This window comes from Vibrio sp. NFR (genome assembly GCF_027587095.1).
Lineage (GTDB): Bacteria > Pseudomonadota > Gammaproteobacteria > Enterobacterales > Vibrionaceae > Vibrio > Vibrio harveyi.
The window spans coordinates 59,439-83,653 of the sequence record NZ_JAPPTN010000004.1 but is presented as its reverse complement, the minus strand read 5'-3'; the positions used below and the strand labels follow the sequence as shown (position 1 = coordinate 83,653).

16 protein-coding genes are annotated in these 24,215 nt (G+C 44.4%); 1 reads left to right on the top strand and 15 read right to left on the bottom strand.

The genetic code is table 11. The annotated features are described in order from the left end of the window. Positions 1-59: 59 nt before the first annotated feature. Positions 60-1,979, bottom strand: a complete 1,920-nt coding sequence (locus OH463_RS09100) for a HAMP domain-containing methyl-accepting chemotaxis protein (RefSeq protein WP_017188960.1) — start codon at positions 1,977-1,979, stop codon at positions 60-62. A 365-nt stretch (positions 1,980-2,344) separates the two neighbouring features. Here OH463_RS09100 and OH463_RS09095 point away from each other — a divergent pair, with 365 nt between their 5' ends. Continuing rightward, positions 2,345-2,953 (top strand): response regulator transcription factor, encoded by a 609-nt coding sequence (locus OH463_RS09095; protein ID WP_005449400.1) that lies wholly within the window; start codon positions 2,345-2,347, stop codon positions 2,951-2,953. On the opposite strand, the gene OH463_RS09090 is transcribed toward OH463_RS09095, so the two are convergent. The 14 genes from OH463_RS09090 to OH463_RS09025 all read right to left on the bottom strand — a co-directional run bounded on the left by OH463_RS09090 (position 2,950) and on the right by OH463_RS09025 (position 24,029). Then, a complete protein-coding gene (locus OH463_RS09090; protein ID WP_269991054.1) occupies positions 2,950-3,837 on the bottom strand; it encodes a LysR family transcriptional regulator in 888 nt (295 codons plus the stop codon). The two genes, OH463_RS09095 and OH463_RS09090, sit on opposite strands and share 4 nt — an antisense overlap. Before the next feature lie 224 nt (positions 3,838-4,061). Continuing rightward, complete coding sequence (locus OH463_RS09085; RefSeq protein WP_029789546.1) at positions 4,062-5,423, bottom strand: GGDEF domain-containing protein; 1,362 nt, start codon at positions 5,421-5,423, stop codon at positions 4,062-4,064. An 11-nt stretch (positions 5,424-5,434) separates the two neighbouring features. Further along, positions 5,435-6,034, bottom strand: coding sequence for a response regulator transcription factor (locus tag OH463_RS09080; protein ID WP_005449405.1), 600 nt, complete (start codon positions 6,032-6,034; stop codon positions 5,435-5,437). A gap of 4 nt (positions 6,035-6,038) precedes the next feature. Continuing rightward, on the bottom strand, positions 6,039-7,193 hold the full coding sequence (locus tag OH463_RS09075; protein WP_009696149.1) for an EAL domain-containing response regulator: 1,155 nt from the start codon (positions 7,191-7,193) through the stop codon (positions 6,039-6,041). Further along, the gene (locus tag OH463_RS09070; RefSeq protein ID WP_269991051.1) at positions 7,186-10,842 is read right to left on the bottom strand and encodes an ATP-binding protein; all 3,657 of its coding nucleotides are present in this window, start codon (positions 10,840-10,842) and stop codon (positions 7,186-7,188) included. The genes OH463_RS09075 and OH463_RS09070 overlap by 8 nt, the downstream gene beginning before the upstream one ends. A gap of 280 nt (positions 10,843-11,122) precedes the next feature. Beyond that, on the bottom strand, positions 11,123-13,048 hold the full coding sequence (locus OH463_RS09065; protein ID WP_038898737.1) for a diguanylate cyclase domain-containing protein: 1,926 nt from the start codon (positions 13,046-13,048) through the stop codon (positions 11,123-11,125). Then, the gene (locus tag OH463_RS09060; protein WP_017188956.1) at positions 13,045-13,584 is read right to left on the bottom strand and encodes a YfiR family protein; all 540 of its coding nucleotides are present in this window, start codon (positions 13,582-13,584) and stop codon (positions 13,045-13,047) included. Before OH463_RS09060 ends, OH463_RS09065 begins: the two co-directional genes overlap by 4 nt. Beyond that, positions 13,578-15,734: a TonB-dependent receptor plug domain-containing protein gene (locus OH463_RS09055; RefSeq protein WP_050939073.1), complete on the bottom strand. Its 2,157-nt coding sequence runs from the start codon at positions 15,732-15,734 to the stop codon at positions 13,578-13,580. The genes OH463_RS09060 and OH463_RS09055 overlap by 7 nt, the downstream gene beginning before the upstream one ends. Positions 15,735-15,971: 237 nt before the next feature. Beyond that, positions 15,972-16,736: a Fe(3+) dicitrate ABC transporter ATP-binding protein FecE gene (fecE, locus tag OH463_RS09050; RefSeq protein WP_050903734.1), complete on the bottom strand. Its 765-nt coding sequence runs from the start codon at positions 16,734-16,736 to the stop codon at positions 15,972-15,974. Positions 16,737-16,738: 2 nt separating this feature from the next. After that, positions 16,739-17,710 (bottom strand): FecCD family ABC transporter permease, encoded by a 972-nt coding sequence (locus OH463_RS09045; protein ID WP_017819179.1) that lies wholly within the window; start codon positions 17,708-17,710, stop codon positions 16,739-16,741. After that, entirely contained in the window at positions 17,710-18,684 is a 975-nt protein-coding gene (locus OH463_RS09040; protein WP_049537194.1) for a FecCD family ABC transporter permease, read from the bottom strand. The genes OH463_RS09045 and OH463_RS09040 overlap by 1 nt, the downstream gene beginning before the upstream one ends. 56 nt (positions 18,685-18,740) lie before the next feature. Further along, positions 18,741-19,664, bottom strand: coding sequence for a Fe(3+) dicitrate ABC transporter substrate-binding protein (locus OH463_RS09035; protein ID WP_269991045.1), 924 nt, complete (start codon positions 19,662-19,664; stop codon positions 18,741-18,743). Between the two features lie 86 nt (positions 19,665-19,750). After that, positions 19,751-21,871, bottom strand: a complete 2,121-nt coding sequence (locus tag OH463_RS09030; protein ID WP_269991043.1) for a TonB-dependent receptor family protein — start codon at positions 21,869-21,871, stop codon at positions 19,751-19,753. Between the two features lie 121 nt (positions 21,872-21,992). Further along, positions 21,993-24,029: a TonB-dependent receptor gene (locus tag OH463_RS09025; RefSeq protein ID WP_029789870.1), complete on the bottom strand. Its 2,037-nt coding sequence runs from the start codon at positions 24,027-24,029 to the stop codon at positions 21,993-21,995. Positions 24,030-24,215 lie beyond the last annotated feature (186 nt).

Here is a 24,215-nt window from a genome sequence, read left to right as displayed (position 1 = left end):
CATTGCTTAGCTGCAAGTATAAATACACCATCAGGTAAAATTTCGCTCCTAACATCTCTCTATTGCAGCTTAAAGAATCGAATTTGATCAGATAAGTTAACCGACATTCTTGCTAGCTCATCTGTTGCCTGATTGCAGTCTTGAATCATATTAACGGTTTGCTCCACTTGATCGCGTACAGATACCACGCTTTGATTAATCATTTCAGCCGTGGCACTTTGTTCTTCCGTCGCCGTAGCGATTTGAGTGTTAAGCACATTCGTCTGCTCAATATTCCCCGAAATACTCACAAAGGCTTCATTCGCTGAGGCTGATTGCTGTACCGTTTCTTCTAGCATGCGTTGCCCAGCATTAATGGAATCAACCACCTGAGTCGTATTCTGTTGCAGCGTACTGATGCGATGACCGATCTTTTCTACCGCCTTCTGGGTTTCTTGAGCCAGTTGACGCACCTCATCTGCTACAACAGCAAAACCACGACCTTGATCGCCAGCACGCGCGGCCTCAATCGCTGCATTGAGTGCCAGAAGGTTTGTCTGTTCAGCAATGGTTTGAATCACTTCCGTAATATCCGCAACCTCTGCTGTCCCATTGGACAAGGTAGCCACCTCTTGGCTCATGGTTCCCATTTGCGTGGCTAAACCGCCCACCTGCTCCATGGCTCGTTGCATGACAGTCTGCCCTTGTTCAGAGACACTCGTCGCCAACGCAGCTTCTTGTGATGCCCCACTCGCACTTTGGGCGACTTCGGTGATGGCTACCGTCATTTGGTTCACCGCGGTGGCAACTTGATCAGTTTCTAATTGCTGGGCTTGTGCATTCGTCAGAATTTCTCCGTTTACTGCCGACAACTCTTCTGATGCCGAAGCAAGCAAGTCACTACAAGACACCACACCTGACACCGTTTTATACAGCTGCGCTTCCATATGGTGCAACGCATCAAGCATTTCAGCGATTTCATCATTCCCTTTCACCTGATCATGCCTCATCCCGATTTCACCACGACTCAGCTTTTCAGCTACTTGCTTAGCAAACTGAACATTCGCAGTAATATCATGCGAAATATACAGAGATAAGAAGGTGACGATTGGCAATCCAATCAACAAGGCTAACGTCACATTGATGATTGCCTCTTCAGTGGATTGTTGAATCTCATCTTTCAATGCATTTTGATCATTAACGGCATCGACTCTGATGCCATTCAGTTGTTCAGCAATATCAAAACCAATCTCTTTAAGTACTTCCCAATGATCGTTTCGAGTCCGAATCGTGCTGGCAACTTGAGACAACGAGTGAGCAAAGCCTTCTGTCAGTTCAATGAGTTGTTCTTGGCTTGCGAAGCTTAACTTGGACAAATCACTTTTCCATTGCGATAGCTGATCTTGAAACTGTTCGTAATCTTGCTCGTTATTGGTTAACAGATACTCCGTAGCTTCTTGCGTCAACGCTTTAAATACCATAGCTGCGCGAGAAACTTCCGAACGTTGCTTACTAAGCACTTCTGACTCACTCAGTCGTCGCGATATTTTTGCTTCAATCTGCTTTTGAAAAGAAACCAGTTCAAGAACAGAAGCGTCACGTTCTCGCATTAATTGCGAAACTTCAGTTAAGTTTGTTATATAACTTTCGAGTTGCGAGGTGACTTTTTCAAAGCGCCCCTTCCGTTCATTATCTGTCGACTTCAATGCCTGCTTTTGTGCCTCTTGTTGCGCTAATTTCAAGCTTTCAATTGCTCGATTAAAAAATTGAGGGTCGCGGTTTGTACGATACGTCAATGCATTGATTCGAGCCTTCAACAGATTTGCTTCAACGTCTGTCGCTTCAAAAGCCGCCTCATCGATTGATTGAAAGTGAATAAAATTTGAATTGACCTGTTTGGTCGTAAAAAAGCCAACAGCAGACACTGTAGACAGCACCAAAATAACGGCACTCAAGATCAGATAAAATTTATGTTTTATTTTTTTAATTCTATTAAGCATTCCGCATACTCCATAACAACAGCAAGTGGAAATACTAAAAACCTAACGGATAAGTCGCAAACTCGCCCCAACACACAAACAACACTATCTTGTTGTTATGATTGAATTTATTCGAATATGTAAGCCTTTTCCGACGGCAAAGAAAGATTGGTACTTCAACTGAGGTCAGTGATTCTTTCGTGCCGTATCTCTTTGATTCCATTATCTACCACGCGACACTTTCTAAAAAATGAGACACACCTTTTCAAATAATGAAATTGTCATTTTCACCCACACGGCAAGGATTTTTCCTACAATCCCTTCTCGTTAAATGAGTGCTGAATGGAAGCGGCAAGTAAATTGAAATATAAGGTGAGGCACAAAATATGAATAACGTTCTTATTATCGACGACCAACCGTTATATAGCGAAGCGCTCGCTTCTCTTGTTCAAAACGCTTTCCAAACTGTGAACGTTGTAGAATCAACTGACAGTGCCGAAGTTATGGAGCTCATTCGCAACCAGCCTGTTGACTTGGTTATTTTAGATGTAGTTTTAGGTGACAGAGACGGTATGCGTTTGGCAAAGAACATTCTGGCAACTGGTTATCAAGGAAGAATCTTATTTATTTCCTCTCGCGATTACAGCAGCTTGTCCAAAGCCGCGTTTGAAATGGGTGCGCATGGATTTTTAAATAAGAATGAATCGAAAGAGACCATTATGGATGCGATTGTTAGCGTGACGCGTGGTTATTCCATGTTTAAAGCAACGCACAATCAATCAAGCGGTAACGTTGCTTTATCGAACCGTGAAGCAATGGTCTTCCATTATTTGGCTCAAGGCTATTCAAATAAGAAGATTTCTGAACAGCTGTCATTAAGTGCAAAGACCATCAGTACTTATAAGACTCGCATATTGAAGAAATACCATGCCGAGTCCGTTGTAGAGCTACTTAATACACTTCCGCAAGATGAATGCGGCAGCTTGTGCTGCTAAGAAATGACGTACTTCGCGATAGCATCGGTTAATAGCTGATGCATCGAGTTGTAGCGATGAGATTGCTTCATTTGTATCACGACCTTTGGTCGCCCTTGAGGGTAAAAACTCTCCGGTACAGGGATAAAGGTATAGCCTTCAATTGGCTTTTGATACTCAAGTAATATTGTCGCTGCAGCCTTGCTTCTTATGACTTTGAGTAGACTCGTGATATTACCAATCGTCGCAACACGGTTTATATTAATCCCACTTTGTTCGAGCGCTCGCTTGGTCACCTGCTCCCTATCCTTCCAACCGGCTAACTCAAGCAAAATGAAATCGAGCTTACACGCGGTTTCTAGATCGTTGATCCCAAGCTCTTCGGGTACCACGATGACAGCTGGCGCATAACCAATAAATTGTTGATGGATGGTTTTTGGATACTCTTCGTTAAAGTAATGCAATTGCATATCTACTTTATCAACCAAGATATCGTCTATTGTGCTATCCGTACTGCTTTCTACATTGATGTAGGCATTAGGAAATAATTCCATTAAATCAATAAGAAGCAGATCACCAAATGACTGTTGTGCTGATTGAGGCAAGCAGATTGAGATGCTTTTCTCGTACGAGAGAGGGTCGAACTCACGGCGAACTAGACAAGATTCTAACTGCCCTAGCGCATCAGTAATTTCTGGTAATTTACGCTTTAGATAATCCGTTGGTTCAAAGTGATGTGCATGGCGGATAAAGAGTTCATCTTCCAATTGAGTACGCAGGCGAGTTAGGTATTTGCTGATAGAGGCTTCGCTCTTGCCCAATACTTTCGCAACGGGTTTCAATTGACGATGACGCTCCAGTAGCACCAGTATTTTAAGTAGGTTTAGGTCGAGATCTTTATTCACAGCACAGCTACCAAATAGGGTCAGAGATGAAAATTGAGTTCTTTATTTACCTTCAGCCAAATACACAGAAAGCAGCCTAATGAGTAAGGCTGCTTTACTATAGAAGACCAAAGTCACGTTTTGGTCAAGTTTATCAAACTCTTATACCGTTGCTTAATGACATTAAAGTCAGTTAAAGCAATTTTCAGGTTTAAGACACTGTCTTAAGTTAGTTACTTGGTTACTTAACTACGGTGACGCTTAGATTCATAAAGGTCCTCATCAGCGCGCATGATGACGTTGTTCAGCGTCTCATGTTCAGTGCTCATTGCAATACCAGTACTGACACTCACTTCTACATCCATACTTTTTAAGCGATTTTCTTTCACTGCAGCGCGTAGTTTCTTCGCCAAAATTAACGATTTGCTCTCACTGCAATCGGGTAATATCGCAATAAACTCATCGCCTCCCGTGCGAATAAGATAATCCGTCGACCGAAAGACCTTTTTCATGGAGTCAGCAATTATCGATATGACTTCATCTCCAACGTGGTGCCCAAATTTATCGTTAATTCGTTTAACTCGATCGCCATCAATGGCAATCACAGTAAACGGTGTCATCTTAATCTTGTTCTTAAAAGCCTGCTCTTTGAACACTTTTCGATTAAACAACCCGGTTAGCTCGTCTTTCGTTGCGTCACTGATTGCGTTAGCCAGTTGAATTTTGCTCTCTTTTGACTCTTGCGCTTTTGAATAATACGCAAAGATCACAACAAAAAAGACAAAGAACAAACAGCCAAAATCGATAAGTATCTTGCTAAACGGGTATTTGTACACAATCAGGTTATTATTATCTGCTACGTACGTTTGAGTGTATGCAAACTCAGGCCAAGGATAATGAGGAAAGTACACCACAATGTGCTTATTTCCGTTATTAATATCGACTTTGAGTTGCTTTCCTTCTGCCTTTAGCGAATCGAGAAAGATTTGCTCTCCAAATTCACCAACCAGCTCCCCTTTGAAGTAGACCGGGCTAATAATGCTAAAGGCTCGACTATCCGAATAGGTGGTTTTAAAAGGTTTAGAAATCAGAATACGGTCAGACAACTGATCTTTCCATGCCGCCAACGAACAAGAATTTGTCTCTTTACACCAATCAATATCAAAAGGCTCCGTCAAATCTTGTAGTCCATCAATAGCATTTTCAAGAATCAACTTGTTTCCTGTGTATGAACGAAAATAAAGGACGATATCAATCCGCTCGTAGACATTGGATAGATAACCTTCAGCTTCATGTAGCACTTTACGCGCAACGGCTTCTACAAAGTCTAGCTCGCTCTTTGGATCAAGCTTGTAAATCGCATCTTGAAAGCTGAACTCAGTCGCATCAGTAATCTCCTTAGCCGAAGTTCCTTCATAACGCGCTAGCTCAGACTCCAATAAGAGCCCTAGCATGATGACTTTTTGTTTGGTTTTTGAAATGCCTTGTGTGTAGATTTTAAATTGCTTCACCTCATGAGAAATGAGCATGGCTCCAATCATGGTCATTGAGGTTACAAACAAAAGCACAGCAAAGAAGAATGACAAATAAACGTTTCTCAGGTTCATTCTTTCTCCTACTACGTACCGAGCACTTTAGAGAGTTCAACGATATTCTTCACATTGTACTTATCCAAAACTCGGCGCTTGTAGGTACTTACCGTCTTATCACTGATCGAGAGTACATCCGCGATGTCTCGATTGGTTTTCCCTTGCAGCAATAACTTCATCACGGCACTCTCACGGCTGGATAACGCTGGTACATTACGATGCTCTTCAACACTCTGCTTGAATTTGAAAAACGAATAACCTTTGGAAACAGCCTCAATCGCGTCTTTTAAGATTTCGTGGTTTTCTGATTTACATACATAACCATCAGCACCAGAGCGAAATGCCATTTGGCTATACATATGACTCGTCTCCGCAGAAAAGAAGATCACTTTTCCTGCAAAACCGTGCGATTTAATGCGCTTGTAGAAATCGTAGCCATCGCAATCAGCGAGATTTACATCCAAAATGAGCAGCCCAATTTGTTGCTCTTTCAATATTTTTAAGGCGTCTTTTGAATTGGTTACCGTTAAAACATCATTTGCAGTGCCTAGGCTCTCGACCAAAGATTTAATGGCAATGCAAACCAGCGGGTGATCATCAAAGATCAGATAGTTCAGTTTATTCATCATGCTTTTATTTCAGTATCGTTATTGCTTCTAATGGCATTGGTTTATCGATGTAATAGCCCTGACATACGTCAACCGTGTATTGGCGCATCGCGTTTAACGTCGGTTCGTCTTCCACCCCCTCTGCGACAACACTGATGTTTAAGCTTTTTGCGAGTGCACAGATGGCTAATACTATGTTTTTCTTTTTAGGGTCATTGACCAAACCTTGAATGAAAGATCGGTCTATTTTCAGTTCGTTAAAAGGCAGTTGAGCGAGCTTTTCCAACGATGATGATCCCGTACCAAAATCATCAATGCTGACCGTTACTCCACTCATTCGGAATTTAAGTAGGTTCTTGTAAAGTGCGGCATTGGTCTCAAACGTGTCTCGCTCAGTAATTTCTATCGTAAACTGGTCTGGACTGATGCCATGCTCACGGCAACGTTCGATAAAGCGAGTCGCAAATTCCGGATCTTCTAAGTTGTCATGATCAACATTCAGTGAAACATGTAACCTCAGCCCACGGTTCTTCATGTCGTATAACGCATTACTAAACACCGCATCAAACAACTCCGCAGATAAATGGCAGCGCTTCACAATAGAAAGGAAGTTGTACGGAGCTAAAACGCCGTAAATGGGATGAAACCAACGCGCTAAGGCTTCATAGCCTATGATCTCTCCCGTGTTTGCGTCCGCTAGTGGCTGATAGTAGTTTTTAACTCGCCCCTCAGCCAAAGCAAACAAAAACTCTTGGTCTTGCACGCAAACTTGTTGCTGAAATGAAGTGAATTTCGCTGGTTGAACACCCGACTTGTTGAGCATTTCGACCACTTGCTCTTCATCGTAAGGTTTTAGAAGTTTACCGAGAACCTCGAAACTGAACGATTCGCACATCGCTCTAACGGTGGCGACAATCATCAGTTCCATTGCGCTCACTAACACAACCTTTCCCTGGTAGCCGATTTGGTTGAGCATCATCATCATGTCGACACCATCTTTATTCGGCATCTGCAAATCACAAAAAATAATGTCCACGTCCGATGTTTTGACGTGCTGAATCGCGCTATCAACATTATCGAATGTCGAGACGTCAACCCCATGCCGAGATAACATTTGCTTTAGCAAAGTGATTTGCAGTGGATGGTCATCAATCACCATCGCTTTAAGATCTTTATTCATGTGCTCTAATCCAATGTTCTGCAAGGTTGATTTCTTGTTCTATGCGCTCAATAAGGTCGGTGACATGAACTTCAAACTCACCATCACTGGCCTTCTCGGCTTCAATGCATAACTCCGCTAAAATAGTTACTCCAATGGCGCCAAGCGCGCCTTTTATGCCGTGAATAATGCGTTTTTTATCTTGTTTGCTTGTCGCAGCTTTTAGGTTTGCCACATCGTGCGTCATTGAGCTTTTAAAAACGTTGGCTATCTCCTTAGCGTCTTGCTTTCTAAATTTCTCAATCCATTCTGGCCACTGTGCCATTTTCTCTTGCCCTAAGAACGGCAGCAGTTTTGACCTTAACTTTTCAAGGTCATAAGGTTTATAAAGAATGTCATCGATGCCAATGTGTTTAGCCCGTTCGTTTGCTAAGCGAGAGTCTTCCGCGGTGACACCAATAACAGGAATTGAAGCCAGCTCTGGTGCTGCTTTGAGCTTCTTCACCAACTCAAAACCGTCCATTTCGGGCATGTGAAAATCCGTAAGAACCAACGCCACCTGATGATCGCGATTCACGTATTGCCATGCTTCAAGACCATTACTTACGATGACAGGCTCAATGCCAAGTTCTCGCAGTTGCATCGTGATCACGCTTTGGTTGATCGGGTTATCTTCTGCGACCAAAACAGTGCCGTGCTTCCAATCAAGATTGCTATTCGTGTCTTCCGTTTCAGCTGTCGGCTTTAAGGTGCAATCTTGACGCAGCAACGCCAGTAAGGTATCTGGATACTTGGCTTCTGACGGTGTTAACTCGCAGCTTCCTTTACTGCCACAATCAAGGTTTAGTCCTTGGTATTTCCCTTGCGGTGAAAACTGCCCCACCAAATTTGGCTTCACATCTGTCGACGCCATCCCCCACGCAAGGCACCAATCACGGACATTGGCAGGCAACATCGGTGAAAATGTATAAGACAGTGCCGCTTGAGGCTCTGGTTCACAGAAGGTAATAGGCAACTTCACAACCATCGTGGTGCCAAGACCGAACTGGGAATTAATACATAACTCCCCTCCCATGCAGTCCACGAGACGGTCGACAATACTCAAGCCAAGCCCTGTTCCTCCGTACTTGCGCGTAATGGTGTCATCTGCTTGAACAAACGGCTGCAAAATACCTTCGAGTTGCGTTTCCGTCATACCGATACCTGTGTCCGCGATTTTTAAGATCAATCGCCCTTCATGAACGGCAATGCTGACGCTGATTTCTCCTTCGTTGGTAAACTTAACGGCATTGGAGAGTAGATTGGTCGCGATTTGGACTAAGCGCACTGCGTCCACTTTCAACCATGGATTTAAGAAGGGTTTGAAGGTCACTCGATACTCTAACCCTTTACTGGACGCTTTTGGTTCAAAGCTACGAATCACGTCACACAAGGTGTTTACAGCATGAGTTTTTACTGGCGTCACTTTCAACTGACCAGCTTCTAGCTTGGAATAATCAAGGACTTCGTCCACCAGCAGGTTCAAATGGTTTAGTGAGCGCATCGCTTGGGTGATAAGCTCTTTACTCCCCTCACTGCTGGTCTGACGGTCTAACAAGTCGAGTAACCCATGCGCAGCGGAAAGTGGTGTTCTTAACTCATGGCTCATGGTTGCCAAGAAATTCTCTCGAGAACGAACCGCAGTTTGCGCTTTTTCTTGCGCATCAATTAACGCAAACTCTCGCTCTTTTTGCTCAGTGATATCTTGAAGTACGGTCAGGACAAATTTCTTTTTGCTACTTGGAGAAAGAATGGCTTTACGTTCTCGGTAAACATGCTGAATACCAAGCTTGCAGCCATTGGATGCTGTTATATCTGCGATGCGTTTACCTGCAATCACCTGACGCAATTCGATCACATTGTCGACCAAAGGTTTGGCACTTTTTCGACTTTGAATCGTGCAGCCTTTGCAACGATGGTTTTTATATAAAGAGCAATTGCTCATTTGAATTTGGTTATCTTCGCCGTGAATAAAAACAATGCTGTTGATTTCTTGAATAATCTCCATCAACCACTGCTTCTCTTTCTCCTCATTCGTTGCGTTTAGCTCTGCCAAATTGACTTTGAGCTTAAGGTGCGCCAACACGAAATACGCAACCGCCAAGAGGATCACAAACACAACCACAACAATCAGTATCATGGTGAAGATATGTTCTTCATCGTAACCGTAGACGAGATTGAAGTTTCGGTAAGTTCTATTAAGCTTTTCTATCTCTTTGGCATCAATGGTATCAATGATGCTGTCGAGTATTTTCTTTAGCTTGGTGTTATGGTCCGCTACCGCAAAAGCAATCGACAAGGTCAGCGTATCTTTTTCACTGATCAGCAACCCATCAATGTTGTCCTGCGCGATCATGCTATGCACGATGTCATCAGGGATATACGCAACTTCAATCTTGCCCTCTTTGAGATCAGTCAACAGTTGCCTAAGGTCTTCATAGCGAGTAAAGCGCTCTTCTTTCCATGAGTCGAGATTGACCAAACCTTGTTTTTTTAAACTCATTAGAATGCCAGATCGCGCGTCGTGTGCGGGATGCTCTTTCGGGTCCAATGCTTCTATTGCAACAAAGTTGTTGTGCATGAACGGCTTGGTGACTAACCAATCTGATAAGGGTGGATTCTCTACATAAGCCACAGGAACTAAGTCGGCATTGAACGCCGTCAATCCACTGTTTAAGCTGCTGCTAGGCTTTTGATATTCGAACTTCAAGCCAGTGCGAGACTGGATCAAATCGATGAAATCAGGCAGAAACCCGTCCAACTCATCGGTGTGAGGGTTTCTAAATAAGAAAGGAAACGCTTCTTCACTGCTGCTGTAGGTAATGATTTGCTTGTTTTCTAAATCTCTTCGGTATTCCACCAGCAGTTTGTCGTTGACATGATATGGGTTCGTAGACGCAACCGAGCGAATGTTTTTACCATTGCGTTCCCAGCTTAAAATTTTGTTAATACGGTCAACAAGCGCTTGGTTTGATTTGGAAGCTATAAATCTCGATTCTTCTTCATTCAGCCAACTGGGAATATCAACCGCACCATTGACAATGTCGTTCTCGTCTAAATATTGGTTGATAGCAACGTAACTTGAGATCAAAGCGTTTGCGCGACCGCCTCTGACTTCTTCAAAGGCTTTAAGGCGACTTTCCACTGTGCGGACTTTCGTCGCCCCCATGTCTTCGAGGTATTCACAGTAAACGGTGCCGATAACACAAACCCATTGGAGTTCTCGTGGATCACGTTGGTAATAGCTGTCTTCACGATACCAAACCGCGATGGTGCTAGAGAAAAAAGCATCCGAGAAGATAAAGCGAGATTCTCTGTCCGGCGACTTACTAAAACCAACAGCACCGTCTATCGTGCCATTCTCAATATCAGCGAACAGTTCTGGAATCGTATTGTATGAACGTAACTCAAGTTCAAGATTGATCACTTTGGCGATGTTAGTCAGGTAATCGAGGTTGATCCCATAATAAGTGCCAATTTTGTTGCCGATTTCTGGATCTTCTGAGCGTAGCGCTATCACACCGACAAGTACGGTTTCACTAGACTCATCGCTAGCAAAGGAATATGACGGAGAGATTGTGCCGATAAATGCGACAAAAAGTATGACGGTTTTTCTTAAAATGCTGAACATAACGACTTCCACAACTTGGGAGATCAGACTAATTTGCACAGCATAAATGTCAAACTTCGACAATTTTTGAATTGTCTTTACTTCATTGTTATAAAAGCATTTTTTTGATTTTAGTCAGGACATTCTGACAAGATTATCCACCTTGGACTACAACATATTTGGGTAGGATATCCCATCATTAAACTGAAATGTGCTGTTCAACAACTAAACAGCTCAACGTTTATCGCATATTCAACAAATTGCGTAATATAAAAACCATGCCCAAGGACATGGTTTTCCGTCAATCAAGTAAACAAACCGTTTCAGCGCCGCTGTGGTACCGGTTTTTCCCCGCTTTTTTCGCTAAATACATCGCAACATCCGCTTCGTTGATCTTTTCATCTAACGTCGCAGAGTCTTCACGAGACCAATAACTGATACCTATGCTTGCAGAAACTTCACACGTCACGTCTCCCAGAAGAAACGGTTTTTCGAGGCTCTCGATGATCCTCCTAGCAATAGGCTCACTGCTCGACGCATCACGGACCCCAATTAAAAACTCATCTCCAGCCAAGCGCGAAACCAGATCGCGTCGTGCAACGCAGTTCATTAATCGTTGCGCCACAACCTTCAACAATTGGTCTCCAACTGCATGTCCATATTGGTCATTAACGGCCTTAAAACCATCCAAGTCCACAAATAAGATGTGTTGTGAGGCGCCAACGTCATGCTTCTCTTGGAGCCGACGAACCGCTTTAGCGCGGTTGGCAAGACCGGTCAGGGGATCATGGTTTGCCTGATAATTGAGACGTTTGAGTTCAATATCTATCGTCAAATCAGTAAAGGAAACCACAAAGGCTTCAGCTCTGCCCGTTTCACTTTTTAATACTCGCACTTTCAACTCACATGGTATCACCCGACCTTGCTGGTTTTTCAGCTCCACATGCGTTTTGTAATGTCCTGTTTTTAATAAGCGTAACTTGATCGCTTTTGTTGCTTCAAATGGAGAAAGCAATTCCAGTGTTTTAAGCGCATCCACTTCACCAAACCACTGCGTCGCTGAGTTGTTCTGCGTCTTAATATTCAAAGCACGATCGAGTACTAAAATAGCGTCTTGGTTTTGGTCAAACATCAAATCCAAAAGTTTGCGTCTTTGTTCTGACAGCGCGTGCTCCGTGATATCTCGAAGCTGAATCAGACTGCTCTTTTCAGTATCCATCGGGTTGCAAGAAATAAGGTAGCGCTTAGTTTTATCGACACTGCGTACCTCGATTCCTTCTACCGTGGTATGCGTGTCAATAGCAAACATAATGCGCTCGATTTTTAGCTGAGGCTCAAAGTAGTTCATCAACAAATTGCGGGCATTGGCGTTCACTTCTATGCCACGAAGTTCGCTTTCTGCCACTGGGTTGAAATAGGTTACTTGCTCATTCGACGATACAACAAGAACGCAACGTTGCATCGCATCGAGCGCGCTTCGAATATAACGGTTTTTGTCTTCAACTCGTTTCAATACTTGAGCCACTTGAGATTCTCGCTCAGCAAGGCTCATTGTCATTTCGTTAAAACACTCGGTCAGTTTCCCCACTTCATCTTGATGATAAACCGGTAATGCTTTGCGAATAACACCGACCCGCCCCATATGTTCAACTGAGCGATGTAAAGACAACAAAGGAAGCGAAATTAATGAATGCAATAATTTGGCTAATGCCCAAGCACAGATTGAGAGTAACAGGACAATCACACCCAAGGATAACCACATTTTACGTTCATGAATTAGCAAGCTTTCAAGCGAAACCCAAATCTCAAGTGCACCGAGCTTCTCCCCTCCTAACAATACGTCATTGTGGCGCATGACTACGCTTTGATTAGCGCACAACAATTCACGACCATGCCAAGCACACTCTTTTGGTAAATCTTCAATAGAAGCGATGGTTTGGTCGTGTTGGTTGATCACCACAGCAGAAATAATATCTGGGTCAAAGCTTAAGTTAATCAATTGCTCTTTTGCAGAATACGCATCGTCAAACATCAGGGATGCTTGAAGTGTATTTGCCACGCCTTGACCAAGGATATTGATTCGACGATCTAAAGCACTCTCTTGCGCAATCACCAAGTATTGTATGGCTAAGGTGCCTAAACCAATCACGATCAAAGTTATCATCAACCATGTTGGAAGCATCATTTTGTGGCGCAAAGGCAGCCGAGCAAGGCGAGAACGGATCATGGAGCCACCTCATCTTCAGCTAAGATAGAAATACTCAACAATTGCGCGCGTAGTTGGACTTTTGTTGGAGCAATGTGGCTGCGAGATATCATGGGCCGGATGCGGTTGTTCTCTTTCACAAATGCCACCATACCGCCTTTTTTAATAAACTTATCTCCGTCACCAATTAAGAGTGAATGAGGAAACTGTTTTCGTCTGGTGGCTATTTTTGAACTATCCGCCTGAGTTAAATATAAAATATGGCAAGAACTTGGCGTCTCGCCTTTGGATAAATCATAAAACCGTGACAATTGAGGTTTGCGTGCGACGATCCGTTGGAGGTGCTCTGCGACCGAGTCATTTTCAGATACGCAATATTCTACAGGAGCAACAGGTTCGCCCGTCGCCACCCAATCCGCCAACAGGGCAAAACGATACAAATACACGGCTTTTAAATCCGCATCTTCGTAGTGAGCAAACGCAAATGTTGCACTAAGCAGCGCCCAAAAAGCTATCAGCCATTTAATGACGACAACCTTTTCTGTTCGTTTTACCATTTGGCGTAATTCCAATCTAGCGTTAGCCAATATTGAGTACCATTAGCAAAAGAGCTGTAGTTAGTTGGAAACTCTTTGCTCTGGTCAGCGCCTAAATTCTCTACTGATGCCGTGATCTCTGGCAGGCAGTCGTTATACTGCCAGCTAATGGATGCATCAAAAGACACGACTTCGGGCCAGTTATAATCTTTGTTCGCCACGTTGATTGGGTTTAGTGCAGACTCGTAGTCTTTATGCAACTTGGATTCAGACACATATTGCCCACTGACACTCACCCACCATTGAGCTGTGATATCCCACATCACTTGCGCGTTCACAAAATGATTTGGCTCGTTTTCGATACTGCGTTTTACCGCATTGTTTGTACCACAAATATCACCTTCACAATGACCAACAATGCGTTTGTAACTGTAGTTAGCATTGATCTGTACATCATCTCGGGGCTGCCATTTGACCGCAACTTCACCACCAAAGCTTTCACTCCAAATAGGATCAACCAGCGTGGAGGTATATTGCTCCACGACGGTGCCAACCGTACCTGGAGAAGAACCACCCGTGATGATGTTCTGAGTAGCAGATTCTGTCTTATAAACTCGAATATTCTCATGGCGGGTATAGAAACCTCCCACGCTAAATTGCAATGCATTGTCATCCCAAAGACGATAGCCCACTTCATAAGTCGAGACTGACTCTACATCTAAATCTTCATTTCCTTCGAGAAGCACACTGTAGTAATAATCGTAATATTGGTTATTGCTAAATAGCACATGTTGCATGTACTGATTTTCACGCATGTAGGTACTCAGCTCCAAACGCGATGGGGTTACGATTGCTTTACCCCAGCCAGCCCAAATCCTTTGGTTATCGGCAAGCTCATAGCTCAAGCGGACTTGGGGTTGTGGGTCGATATCATGAGTAAGGTTGTTATATTGCCATCGACTACCAAGGGTTAATTTAGTTCTGTCCGTCAGTGGCACACTCCAGTTTGCGTATAGACCATAAGATTGATTTAAGAAATCAGGATCTTCTGCCACGCGCAAATATGGCATGGTGAGTTCATCATACTTTGAAAACGTACCGAACTTTTCGTCAATAAGGCGAATGTTTCCACCAATGGTAAACTCCGTTCCCCAAAGATCGGAAAAGGTATAGTGAGAGTCTAAGTCGGTTCGAAAAAACTGCGCGTTGGCATGAGTGCTATCATTGGAACTGTACGTAAACCAGACTTCGTTTTCCCAGCTATCACCATTGGCACGATCGAAAATATGATGACCGCCGACGAAATACTCCTGCATCGTCATTTCTGTTTCGTAGGTACGCATGGGTTCAGAGCCCGGCATGATCATATGCGGCTGATAATTACCCCAGTTGTAATCTTCACGAGAACGAATACCGCCGGCTTGGACACTTAGGGTGTGTTCACGCTTCTGGTAATCCAAACGCCCACCAAAACGCTCGGTATATACATTGAAATGTTGAAACGGTTGTACCCTAGCCTCTTCACTGGTCCAAGGCATATGGTCTACAAATTCACCATACAGACTGTAATTGGCATACTCACCAACTGCACCAGCATGATGAAGTTGATACTCACGATAGTCGTAGTTGCCGAAACTGGCGGTTAGCTGCCCTTTTGGTGAGCCCTCTGCTTCTTTTGTAATAACGTTAATTACCCCAGTGACGGCATTTCCCCCCCAAACCGTCCCAACAGGACCGAGTACAATCTCGATTTGAGCAATGCTGTCCATACTGACTGGAATGAGATCCCAATCCACACCAGACGACATCGGGTTGAACACGCTACGTCCATCGACCATCACCAACATTTTATTGTTGAGCGTTTCGTTATTGCCTCGAACCGTCACGCCCCAATCATAGTTAGAATATTTAGCGACATGAAGACCGGGTGCCAAAGATAACGCATCAGCGACAGAGCGAGCTCCTGAGCGCTTGATCTCTTTAGCGGTGATAACATAAACGGACGCTGGCGTATCCGCCAAAGACTGAGAGGTACGAGTAGCTGAGACCACTTTGGTTTCCGCTAGAGAGCACAAAGGCATCTCCAACAGAGAATCGAGGTCATAGTTGGCAAACACAGGCGTAACAACGCCAAATGAAGAAGCAAAAACGAAGCTGAACGACAAACGCATAAGGTATTTCTCAACGTTTGAACGCTTGGTTAGCTAATTAGCGGGGGGAGTGGTTCAAACGCTAAATGACAATGTATCTATATGAGTACAGTGTACCATTAGCACCCTATCGGTTCATTTTAAACCACCTTATTTTACGCTGAGTAATTTTTATCGAAACGATTAAACTTGTAGCAGTTTTCAATCAACAGCAACCAATAATTGGTCACTGTTGAAGGGCAAGTTATCTTGCGTCTATTAGACAGCAACACACATCGGAGTATCAGAAATCGGGTCACGGAATACTTTCGCTTTCAGGTCAAAAACCTCATCAAGTAATGACTCAGTAAACACTTCATCCGGTGACCCCTCTGCAATAAGTTGACCTTGTTCAAGGACAATGAGATGGTCGCAGTAACGGCATGCTTGGTTAAGATCATGCAAGACAACCACCACGGTTTTTCCATTGGCATTCATTTGTTGCATCAAATTCATCAACTCGACTTGATGCGACATATCAAGGTAGGTGGTAGGTTCATCTAACATCACGACCTCTGCATCTTGTGCCATGACCATCGCAATCCATGCTCTTTGACGTTGCCCGCCGGATAATGATTCAACCGGTTTATCGGCAAATTCGAATACGCCTGTATCATGCATTGCTTGTTCCACAATCGTTTTATCATCCTTCCCTAACCTTCCCCAATGGGACAAATAGGGAGAACGGCCGTACTCAACCAGTTTTCTTACTGTGATTCCTTCTGGGCTTACTAAGATTTGGGGCAACAGTGATAACGAGCGAGCTAGGCGTTTATCTCCATAACTCGACAACGGTTTTTCATTAAAAAAGACATCACCAGATAAAGGTTTGTTAATCCTTACTAAGGTCTTCAATAACGTCGATTTACCGCAGCCGTTTGGTCCTATCAACGCGGTAATTTTCCCTTTTGGTATTGAGACTGACAAATTCGGAATGATTGTATTTTTGCCATAGGCGACGGAAAGGTTCTGCGTCTTTAGCATGATTACCAACCTCGATAACGATATAGAAGAAAAATAAAATAAGGCGCTCCGATAACGGACGTAAGCACTCCAGCAGGTAATTCAATCGGTGGTTGAATCCCACGAGCCAAGGCATCAGCACAAGTAACCAGTAATGCGCCAACCAGTGCAGATCCGGGAATCAACAATTTATGGTTATGCCCAAACAACAAACGGGCCAAATGTGGCGCTAATAGTCCGACGAAGCTAATCGTTCCGGCAACAGATACACTGATACTGGCTAGAAGCACCGCTGCTAACAACGCAACCACTTGGATCTGCGTTGGCTTCGCCCCTAAAGTGGTTGCGCTTTCTTCACCCAACCCCATGACATCTAATCGCCACGCTAACCACAGCGCTAGCGGTATCAGCAATAAGAGCGCGCCCCAAATGAAAGGCACTTGCTGCCAGTTTCGCCCCCAAAGGCTACCCGTTAACCAAACCATCGCAGTGTTGATTTCAATGGGATGCGTGACCAACAAGAAGTCGATACCACTGGCGAGAAAAGCACTAACGGCGATACCAATTAACGCTAATCTTGCAGGTGTAGGTTTTGAACGCCAAGCCAGCATCGCAATGAAACCTGCTGCAAATAGACCTCCTGCCATTGCGATCAAAGGTAGCCAACTGAGTGAGGTATTAGGAAACCATACCAAGCTTGCCGTTGCCGCTAACCCCGCTCCTGCACTAATTCCCATCAAGTCCGGAGAAGCTAGCGGATTTCTAATCACACCTTGAACTAATAATCCTGATAACCCGAGCCCAGCTCCAACGCCAATTGCGAGTAAAGTGCGAGGAAAGCGGTATTGATGAATAACAAAGTCGTCGTTTGAAAAAGAAACAAGGAGCGTCATGACTTGAGAAGCAGAAAGCGAAGCGGCTCCAACTAATAAGCTCGCAACAGCAGCCAAAGCAACAAGCCCAAACAACAATGCCAGTTTTGTTTGATGAAGCATTAAGACCTCCTCATCGCAACAAGGATAAAACAAGGTGTGCCAATCAACGCGGTAAGCACGCCAACCGGTGTTTCAGTGGGAAACGCGATGGCACGTGATAATGCATCAGACCAAGCAACCAGAGCCGCCCCAATCAGTGCCGAGCATGGGATTAGTAAATGATAGTTATGACCGACTATTGGTCTTACTAAGTGAGGAACAAGAAGACCAACAAAGCCAATAGGCCCCGCAATGGCAACGCACGTTCCCGCCAATAAAACAATAGTGATGCCCGTAACGAGCCGAGTCATCTGGATGTTGCTACCTAATCCAACCGCGACTTCTTCTCCAAGAGCCAGTAAATTGAGATTGCGAGCCAACCCCATTGCGAGAACCAATCCAGTCAATGCTGGCGGCCACAGTTGGTTCCATTGTTCCTCGTCCACACTTGCTAAAGACCCCGTCAGCCAATGCAATACACTGTAAGCCATGTCATCCGCAAGAATAAGCGCAGCTCGGGTAAGACCAAGCAGTAGAGCGCTAACTGCTATACCTGCTAAAACCAAACGCAGAGGATGCGAGCGAATAGAAAAAAAGCCACCAAGCATCATTACAGAAACGCCACTAAGTAGTGCGCCAAGTACAGCATTAAGAATTGGGTTGATATCACTGACTATCGGTACGCCAATGGCAGCGAACGTCATAAAACACGCTGCACCAGCGTTAATACCTAAAATTGAGGGCGATGCCAACGCGTTGCGCGTCAAACCCTGCATCAATAAACCAGCAACAGCGAGGCAAGCTCCAATTGTTAACCCAGCAAACGCTCTCGGAGCACGTAACGTAGCAAGGATTTGATGGCTCATGTTGGTTTCATCAAATGAAAACCAATACCCCACTAAATCATTGAGTGTGAGTGAAAAGTTTGACCAACCAAGCATTGAAGCTACGTACCCTGTCAGAACCAAAGCCAAAACAATAGCGACAACAAACATCGCTTTCCATGGCACTTGAAGCTGATGAGGGCTTTCTTTCAATATCGTTGCTTTGTTCATGACGAACCCAAAATCTGTTCTAAGTTCTGCGCCATTTTCTCTGCTGCTAGCATGCCTCGATTAAGAGACCAAAGCTCCGGTGATACTTCAACAATATGTTGTGCTTTTGCTGAAGATAACAACTTGAACAACGGGTTCTTTTTCCATTCATCAATGATGTTTGGTTGCGAGTATGCACCAATCAGCAACCAATCCGGGTTTGTTTTTAATAGCAATTCAAAGCTCGCAGGCAGATAAGCCTTTTCCGTAGCCTGCACTAGTGGGCTCGTAATACCTAGCTCGCTAAGAACACCACCAGCATAGGATTTAGGGCTGTGGAGCCACATACCTTTGTCTGACACCACCGCAAACTGTACCGTCTGTTTAAGCGCAAAATGCCGCTTATACTCAGCCATGGTTTGTTGATGCAATTGAATGCGCTTGTTCATCGCTTTTTGCTTATTAAGTGCGATTCCTATCTTACGCGCAGATTCTAGATTTTCATGATACGTTTCACCACGGCTTTTTAGCAGCAGCGTGGGTGCGATGCGATTGAGGTCTTGATAGATCGTGCGGTGGCGCTCTGCATCCGCAATGATCAAATCCGGTTTTAGCACAGCGATAGCCTCTAAACTCGGCTGAGAACGCATACCAACAGATTGCCATGGCTGAACTAAATCACGTACTGCTGTGATCACTCTTGATGCATCGTTGTCATCTGCAACACCGACGGGTGACACACCAACTGCTGCTAACGCATCCACAAAAGAAAACTCCAAAACGACAACGCGTTTAGGCGTGCTTTCTAATTTAAATGTCCCTTGTTCATCTTGTACGACACGAGTTTTTGCTGAACTTGGAAAAGACATAACGCTTATGAACAATAAGAGAAATGCAGCAAGCCATAAGTTCATCGATAGAAACCGAGATTCGTTTTCCATGTTTTTATATCCCCAACACTAAGATCGTGAAAGTCGCCAACGTAAATTGGCGACTTTGAATTGTGTTAATATCAATCAATAACGAGCTAGAACTGGTAATTCAGGTCCAAGGTGTAAGAACGTCCCGGCGCCGGATATCGACCAACAGGGCTGGTATCAATACCTCGGAAATAGTAGTCCTCATCAAACAAGTTGTTCACAGCAACATTCATACGTAGCTTACCCTTGTCATCCTTGTACAGATCAGTACCAAGATTGAAGTTCCAAACCATGTAAGCCGGTACTTTACCCTTCGCACCCGTCGCGTCTTCTTCACTTGTATTTGCGTTGTCAGAATATGCGTCACTGAAGTAGTAGCCAGATAGTGTTGTATCTACTTTTGAGAACGCGTAGGTAGCATCCCAGCTAAGCTGATGTTTTGACGTATAAGGCAGTTGATTGCCCTTATTTGCGCCCTCTTCTTCTAACGTTGCGTCTAAGTAGTTGTAGCTTGCACCTAGGCTAAGTGCTTGTACGGATTCAGGAACGTAACGAGCCGATAGCTCAATACCTTGGTGAAGCGTCTTACCAATGTTGTCAAAGGTTTGGGTTGCACTTTGCCATTGTAGTTGGTCTTTAAAGTCAATGCGGTACAAAGCAGCGTTAAAGCTGGTTGAATCATGTGTATAACGAGCACCTAACTCGTAGTTCCACGCAAGCTCACTGCCCTCTTTACCTAAACCTCGAATGTATGCAATTTGAGGCGCGCGCAACGATTTCTGAGCGTTTGCATAACCAACCCATTGCTCAGTCAAGTTATACGCAACCGTTAGACCCGGTAGCCATTCCGTCACTTTGTTATCTGTACTCTGTGCTTTTCCTAAGTCATCAAACGTCATGTCGACAGACTCGTAGCGAATGCCCGGAGTTACTTTTAACGCATCATTAAACAGACCTACTTCATTGCTAATATAACCAGCAAACGCATCGGTATCCAAATGCCAATCACGAGGTACTTTCGTCGCACCGCCAGCAATTGGAGTTTGAGTCAGCTTGTAGTCGATGTCTTCATTTACATAGCGAGCACCAACGATCCAGTTTTGCGTCACCGCACTGCCTTCGCCAAAGTGCATCGCGAGCTTAGGTTCTACTCCATATACTTTGAACTCTCGTGGAGAAGTACGCACGTCAGTTGAAGGCAAAGCTGGATCTGCCCAGTGACCACCTGCGCCATTAAAGCCCCACTGGAAGAAACGCTCAGAGTTATGACCAAAGGCTTGAACTTGCAGCTCTGCACTGTCCGCAATGTTTAAATCTTGAATGTACTTCAAACTCCAACGCGTTGATTTCCCCTGATATTCATCGTAAGGACGCTTAGATTGGTTGCGATCTTTTTTATAATCGTCTGGCGACAAGGCACCGGGCATTTGTGTGTCCGCATCATACCTTTGAATGAATGCTTGCAACTCTTGAGTGTCGCTCAATAACCAGTTTGCTTTAACTTGGAAGTTTTTTACGTCTGTATCAGAATGTTCTCTGAAGCTTTCGCCTTTTAAAAAGTTACCTTCTAATTGAATTGCAAACGTATCCGTTAACCACCCGCCCGTTCTTAAATAGAAGTCGTTCAGTGGCGTATCGCCGCCTTCAAACACAGTTAAGCGGTTACTTATTTCAGTCTGCCAAGTGTTTGGAATCGGTTTAGTCACCAAGTTAATGACACCACCCACGTTGTTTGGACCATATTGAACAGCCGCACCACCACGTACAATATCGATGCGATCAATCATGGATAACGTCGCTGGGAAAATGGATTGTCCGGTGTGACCATATGGCGCCAGCGTAAGAGGGACACCATCCATCAAAAACTGAGCATGACCACTGCGACTTGCTTTTAAGCCTCGAACCGAAATGTTAGGCAGTACACCGGTGCCAGTTTCATCTTGCACCTTAATACCAGGTACACTTTGCAGCGCTGAATCGATTGAATGAGCAGCCGTCTTTTCGATTTGCTCACTCGTCAGGACCGTACGTGCTCCCGGGTATTCTTTTACATCTTCTATTGCTGAATTGCCGATAACACTCGCAGTGACAACAACCGTCTCCATCGTAGTGGTTTGAGGTTCAGAGGCAGCAAGTGCATTCATGGAGGTGACAGAAGCAATCGCGGTCGCAAGCACGCTTAAACGCAGCTTAGCTTGGGGGTTACCATCCATATTTTGGTAAAGCATGGGGGTCTCCTTTAACAGAAGTAAGGGTCAAAGAGAAAAAAGCGGCTTTGACCCTATGGGCTATCAATCCTCAAAATGAGGCAAGAAAGTTCGCTAACCAGTAGCGAGAATTCGAAAATAATTAGAATCGGTATCCATAGCTGAGCATGAATTCTGCTGGCGCACCGTAACCAATCTGGTTCAATCCAGACTTGCCATTGGTGGCACCTAGGATGTATTTCTCATCAAACACGTTGTAAGCGTTTGCTTGGATTTTGTGACGGCCTGTTGTGTAGGCAGCCATCAAATCCACTGTAGTGTAATCACCCAGTGCCACCGCTTCATCGTTACCAGCGTAGCGGTCACCTACGTACTTAACACCACCGCCTAAACGCCAGTTGTCATCAAGCTGATACGTGCTCCACAATGAGAACAGATGGTCAGACACGTCATTTGGTTTTTTACCCGTGTCTTTGTCTTCCGCATCAAGGTAGCTATAACCAACTGAGATATCCCATTGCTGCGTGATCTGACCGCGCGCTTCCAATTCGATACCCTGATGGCGAGCTTCAATCTTATTGATCACATCACCATCGATATTGGTTTGCGGTTGTTCTTGGTCGATTTGGAACACAGCAGCGTTCAGCATTAGAGCGTTGTCTAATAGATAGGCTTTTGCGCCAACTTCTTTCAGGTCGGTATGGAAAAATTCAGCCAGTTTTGGATTGATGTAAATACCAGAGTAAGGTAACTGCCATGAACGCGCTAAACTCGCATACACAGACATGTCATAGTTAATTCGGTAGACCAAACCAGCACGGTAGCTGACTTTGTTATCGTCGAGATCTTCTTTCGCTGCCCCGGCTTTTTGCTGCTCAAGATCCATTGAGTCATAACGCACGTTACCAATCACAGAAAGATCACCAAACGTGTAAACATCTTGAATGTAGATGCCCGCTGTTGTGGTCGTGTTATCACGGAAAGGTTTAAAGCCAGGGTTTGGCGTTGGTCCTACTGTAGGGTTGTAAATATTTTTTGGAGGCAGCGTCTTGTCACTGGCTAAAGTCAAATCAATATTGATCTGGTTATAGTCTGCGCCAATCATCATTTGGTTGGATTCTGTCTCCCAAACTAACTCAGATTGCAGAGTCGTTGTTGTGCGAGGGTCGTAGCCAAAATTGTTCACCGTTTGAGAAACTTCATCACCCACAACAGCGCCTTGACGAGTGCCCTTTTGTTCCAGTTCAATGCGGTTGTATGAAGCACGGTTTGTCCAAGCCCATTCATCGTTTAAACGCCATTCATAATTAACTGCCATACGAAGGCTGTCCGATTCTTGGTAGTCATTGGTTCCACCAAAGAACGTGCTTTCTGAAACGTCAACTGGCTTGCCGTTTTTTGATGGCACACCTCGGTAAGGAACTAGCTCTTGATGGGCATATTCAACATCAAAATCAATGGTATGCCCATCAGCAGGCAATACGCGAATCGTCGGTGCAATAAAGAAATCATTAGAATCGACATGGTTTACGTAAGAGTCTGCTTGGCGATACTCTAAGTTAATACGACCATTGACCTTGTCGCTAAATGCCATAGAACTATCAATCTGACCAACAAATTGATTGTTACTGCCAACACTGCCATTCACATTCGTGAAATTGTCACCATTAGCACGTTTGGTCACCAAATTAATGATGCCACCCGCCGAGCCTCTGCCATACAGCGCACCAGCAGGTCCTTTTACCACCTCGACACGTTCAATGTTTGCCAGACTACGGTAGGACTGCAATGTACCGTCATCTCTCATTCCATCACGATACATATCATTAAGGGCGTCGAATCCACGAATCACAAACTGATCTCGGCTACCCTCGCCTAAGGTATTGTTCACACCAGCGACACCATCTAGCGCGTCAACTAAGCGCACTGCTCCGCGATCTTGCATTTCAGTCTTAGTCACAACCGATACCGCTTGCGGAACGTCTAACCATTCAACGTCCGTTTTGGTGCCTGACTGTGGCATGTGCTCGGCGTAACCTTCGTACCTATGACCAACAACTTGTACGGTTTCATTCGCTTCAACGTTTTCTGATGCCGATACACTCGGCACTACTGCCACTGCAGTTAACGTTCCACCTATAGCTAATGCTAATGGGGACAAGGTCAACTTCATTTCCATTTTTTTAATTCCGTTAGTTTATAAAATTGCCAACAGGTGCGAATGTAAACCAATATCATTTGTGTTTGCAATATAAAAATTATGATCTATATTTGTTTGCCCCATGTAACTGGGGAAATAACAAAATAATCAATAAAATCAGAATAATAATAAAACCTTTCCCTAAAATGCCGCGAAAGAGACGCA

Coding starts and splice junctions, on each gene's coding strand:
- OH463_RS09100 (WP_017188960.1), bottom strand. CDS start 1,979: ATGCTTAATAGAATTAAAAAAATAAAACATAAATTTTATCTGATCTTG.
- OH463_RS09095 (WP_005449400.1), top strand. CDS start 2,345: ATGAATAACGTTCTTATTATCGACGACCAACCGTTATATAGCGAAGCG.
- OH463_RS09085 (WP_029789546.1), bottom strand. CDS start 5,423: ATGAACCTGAGAAACGTTTATTTGTCATTCTTCTTTGCTGTGCTTTTG.
- OH463_RS09080 (WP_005449405.1), bottom strand. CDS start 6,034: ATGATGAATAAACTGAACTATCTGATCTTTGATGATCACCCGCTGGTT.
- OH463_RS09075 (WP_009696149.1), bottom strand. CDS start 7,193: ATGAATAAAGATCTTAAAGCGATGGTGATTGATGACCATCCACTGCAA.
- OH463_RS09070 (WP_269991051.1), bottom strand. CDS start 10,842: ATGTTCAGCATTTTAAGAAAAACCGTCATACTTTTTGTCGCATTTATC.
- OH463_RS09065 (WP_038898737.1), bottom strand. CDS start 13,048: ATGATCCGTTCTCGCCTTGCTCGGCTGCCTTTGCGCCACAAAATGATG.
- OH463_RS09060 (WP_017188956.1), bottom strand. CDS start 13,584: ATGGTAAAACGAACAGAAAAGGTTGTCGTCATTAAATGGCTGATAGCT.
- OH463_RS09055 (WP_050939073.1), bottom strand. CDS start 15,734: ATGCGTTTGTCGTTCAGCTTCGTTTTTGCTTCTTCATTTGGCGTTGTT.
- fecE (WP_050903734.1), bottom strand. CDS start 16,736: ATGCTAAAGACGCAGAACCTTTCCGTCGCCTATGGCAAAAATACAATC.
- OH463_RS09045 (WP_017819179.1), bottom strand. CDS start 17,710: ATGCTTCATCAAACAAAACTGGCATTGTTGTTTGGGCTTGTTGCTTTG.
- OH463_RS09040 (WP_049537194.1), bottom strand. CDS start 18,684: ATGTTTGTTGTCGCTATTGTTTTGGCTTTGGTTCTGACAGGGTACGTA.
- OH463_RS09035 (WP_269991045.1), bottom strand. CDS start 19,664: ATGGAAAACGAATCTCGGTTTCTATCGATGAACTTATGGCTTGCTGCA.
- OH463_RS09030 (WP_269991043.1), bottom strand. CDS start 21,871: ATGCTTTACCAAAATATGGATGGTAACCCCCAAGCTAAGCTGCGTTTA.
- OH463_RS09025 (WP_029789870.1), bottom strand. CDS start 24,029: ATGGAAATGAAGTTGACCTTGTCCCCATTAGCATTAGCTATAGGTGGA.